The following is a 3817-nucleotide window of genomic DNA, read 5'->3' as shown; positions in this document are numbered from 1 at the left end:
GAGGAAGCTGCGCATCTTGCGTGACCGGCTGGGGTGCTTGAGTTTCCTCAGCGCCTTGGCTTCGATCTGGCGGATACGTTCGCGCGTTACCGAGAACTGCTGGCCAACTTCTTCCAGCGTGTGATCGGTGTTCATGCCGATGCCGAAACGCATGCGCAGCACGCGTTCCTCGCGCGGCGTCAGCGAGGCCAGCACACGGGTGACGGTTTCCTTGAGGTTGGCATGAATGGCGGCATCGACTGGGATGACGGCGTTCTTGTCCTCAATGAAATCGCCCAGATGGCTGTCTTCCTCGTCGCCGATCGGCGTTTCGAGGCTGATCGGTTCCTTGGCGATCTTCATCACCTTGCGGACCTTTTCCAGCGGCATCGACAGGCGCTCGGCAAGCTCTTCGGGCGTCGGCTCGCGGCCGATTTCGTGCAAAATCTGCCGGCTGGTGCGCACCAGCTTGTTGATAGTCTCGATCATGTGCACCGGGATACGGATGGTGCGCGCCTGGTCGGCACTGCTGCGCGGGATCGCCTGGCGGATCCACCAGGTCGCATAGGTGCTGAACTTGTAACCGCGCCGATACTCGAACTTGTCCACCGCCTTCATCAGGCCGATGTTGCCTTCTTGAATGAGATCAAGGAATTGCAGGCCGCGGTTGGTGTATTTCTTGGCAATGGAAATCACGAGACGCAGGTTGGCCTCGACCATTTCCTCCTTGGCAATCCGGGCTTCGCGTTCGCCCTTTTGCACCATGTTGGTCAGGCGGCGGAATTCACCCAGATCGACGCCGGTGGAATCGGCGATGCTGGCCATTTCGCGACGGGTTGCCTCGATGCCTTCGGCTTCGGCAGCGGCAAAGGCCGCCCATTTCTTGTCGATGCCGGCAACATGCGCCAGCCAGCCATCGGCCAGTTCGTTGCCCAGATATTCGTCCAGGAACGCCTTGCGGTTGATCTTGTGCTTGTCCGACAGCTTGAGCATACCGCTGCCCAGCGCCATCAGGCGGCGGTTCTGCGAATAAAGCTGGTCGACCAGGATTTCGATCTTGTTGTTGTGGAAATGGATCGACTGGACGCCGCGAGTCAGCTCCTCACGCAGCTTCTGATATTTTTTCTCGTCCGACGCCGGAAAGCTTTGCCCGGCATTGAACGCCGTCAGCCGGCCTTCCTGCAACTTGTGGAATTTCTTGTAGGTGCCGGTGATTTCGGCGAATTTTTCCAGCGCCTGAGGCTTCAGGACTTCTTCCATCGCGGCCAGCGACAGGGTGTTGTCCTCTTCTTCCTCGGCTTCGGGCACGCGCTGCGGGGCGCGGCGTTCGGTGAATTCGTCCTCCTCGTCGCGAACAGGCGTCTCGGCTTCGGGTTCTTCCTCTTCCTTGAACTGCACGGTGGGCAGGTCGCTGGCTTCGGCACCTTCGGCTTCGGCTTCCGTCGGGTCCTTGGCCAGCATCGCTTCGAGATCGAGGATCTCGCGCAGCTGCATGCGGCCTTCGTTGAGGGCGTTCGACCAGTCGATGATGGCGGTGAACGTCATCGGGCTTTCGCAAAGCCCGGCGATCATGGTGTTGCGGCCGGCCTCGATGCGCTTGGCGATGGCGATTTCGCCTTCGCGGCTGAGCAGCTCGACGGCGCCCATTTCGCGCAGATACATGCGCACCGGATCATCGGTGCGGTCCAGCGGCGCCTTGGGTGCGGCAACGGCGGGGGCCGGCGACAGATCGCCATCGACCGGTTCGGCCTCTTCCTCCTCCTCGGCGGCTTCGGGGCCGTCTTCGGCGGTATCTTCGTTCTCGACGACGTTGATGCCCATCTCGTTTATCGCGGACATGACATCCTCGATCTGCTCGGACGTCATCTGGTCCTGGGGCAGGGCCTCGTTCAGTTCGTCATAGGTGATGTAGCCGCGCTTTTTGGCGCGGGTGATCAGCTTCTTGAGCGAAGCTTCATTGAGATCGATGAGCGGCGCGTCATTGCTGTCAGCCTTGGGATCGACTGCTTCGCCGCCAGTGGATTTTGCCATGGAGCCTTTTGTCCTTCACTCAACAGGCGCTGGCCTGGCACGATGTGCCGGGCAGAATATTGTGTACAAAATGGCCGGCCATCCCACACACGCCGCAAGGGCGCAGGAACAACCGGCCGGATCGAATCGACGCTTCCTAGCCTTCGCGCAGTGATTCGGCCAGTCGCATCATGGTTGCCTCAATCTCGTTCTGTTCGGCCCGCAGCGATTGCTGCGCCTCGAAATCCGCTTCCGACAAGGTCGTCTGGAAACGCTGGGTCGCCGCCGCCAGTTCCGCCGTGATCCGCAACCTCGCCGCGGCCGTGCCGACCATCATGCCGAAATCACGGCTGGCAGCGGCAAAATCGCCGTCCCGGCGGGTAAAGGAGAAGGCAAGCGCATTGCCGCGCCTGATCCCTGTCGCCAAAACCATCAGGTCTCCCGATAGCAAATGGTCATCAAGGCTGGCAGTTTCAAGACCCGGATCATCGGCAAGAATTGCCAGCAGACCATCGCGCAACCGGGCGTTGTCGCCATCGGCCAGCGGCAGTGATGCAATGATATCACCATAGGTGTCGGCCAGCTCCGGCCAGGTCAGCAACCCGGCAAGAATGGCCATGGCCTGCGGATCGGTGCCGGCGCTGGCGCTGGCCTTGAGGGCGGGGGAGGCGCCCATGATCGGTGGCTGCCACCGGGCGCCCATGGCGCTGCCTTGCTTGCGGCCCTGCGTGCGGACTTGCGGCTGCCATTCGCGCTGCGGCCGCGCCAGATAGGCGGCATCGAACCGCGCCGCGAAATCGGCCGCATACAGCGCGCGGATGCTGGGGTCGGCAATGGTTCCGGCATGGTCCTTCAACCGTTGCCGCGCCGCCGCACGGCGTTCGGGGGTGGCGGCGTCCATGCCTGCCGTTTCGGTCAGCCATAGATGGTCAACCAGCGGCACGGCATTGGCCAGCACGGCCTCGAACGCTGCCGGGCCGCCGCGCCGCACCAGGTCATCGGGGTCTTCGCCCCCCGGCAGCGTGGCAATACGCAGCGATTTGCCCGGCGCCAGCAGCGGCAGTGCGCGGGTGGCGGCGCGCAGGGCGGCACGCTGGCCGGCCGCGTCGCCGTCAAAACACAGGATCGGTTCATCGGCCACGCGCCAGGCCAGACCCAGCTGCGCTTCGGTCAACGCGGTGCCGAGCGGCGCCGCCAGTTCGGCAATGCCGGCCTGTGCCACGCCGATGACGTCCATATAGCCTTCGACGATGACCAACCGGTTCGCCTTGCGCCCTGCCGGCCCGGCTTTGTCGAGGTTGTAGAGAATACGGCCCTTGTCGAACAATGGCCCATCGGCGGAATTGAGATATTTGGGCTGGGCATCACCGAGCGCCCGCCCGCCAAAGCCGATGACCCGCCCGCGCCGGTCGCGGATCGGGAACATCAGCCGGCCGCGAAACCGGTCATAAATGTCACCGTCTTCGCTGCGCCCGATCAGTCCGGCCTCGACCAGCTTTTCGGTCTCCACGTCCTTCATGTGCTTGCGCAGCGCGCCGCCATCGGGGGCAAACCCCAGCCCGAATGCCGTGATGACGGCCTGCGACAGCCCGCGCTTGTCGAGATAGGCCCGCGCTGCCCCGCCAAGTGGTCCGGCGAGTTGATCGACATAGAATTGCGCCGCACGTGCCGTCAGCGCCGACAGGCTGTCGTTCACTTCGGCGCGTTGCCGATCCTGCGGGCTGTTTTCCGGCACCTCCATGCCGGCCTGGGCGGCAAGCTGCTTGACGGCATCCATGAACGGCAACCCTTCCGCGTCCGTCAGGAACCGGATGACATCGCCGTGCGC

General features: G+C 63.4%; 2 protein-coding genes. Both read right to left on the bottom strand.

Features of this window, described 5'->3' with window-relative positions; all coding sequences use genetic code 11:
- The coding region (gene rpoD / locus RMQ73_RS07645) for an RNA polymerase sigma factor RpoD (RefSeq protein WP_310497508.1) at window positions 1-2010 on the bottom strand (2010 nt) is incomplete at its 3' end.
- A 136-nt stretch (window positions 2011-2146) separates the two neighbouring features.
- Window positions 2147-3817, bottom strand: a 1671-nt coding sequence (gene dnaG / locus RMQ73_RS07640; RefSeq protein ID WP_310497506.1) for a DNA primase, incomplete at its 5' end; no start/stop codon positions are given.

Source organism: Sandarakinorhabdus sp. (genome assembly GCF_031430775.1).
Taxonomy (GTDB): Bacteria; Pseudomonadota; Alphaproteobacteria; order Sphingomonadales; family Sphingomonadaceae; genus Sandarakinorhabdus.
Note: the sequence above shows the minus strand (reverse complement) of the source record. Positions and strands in the feature narration are given on the sequence as shown.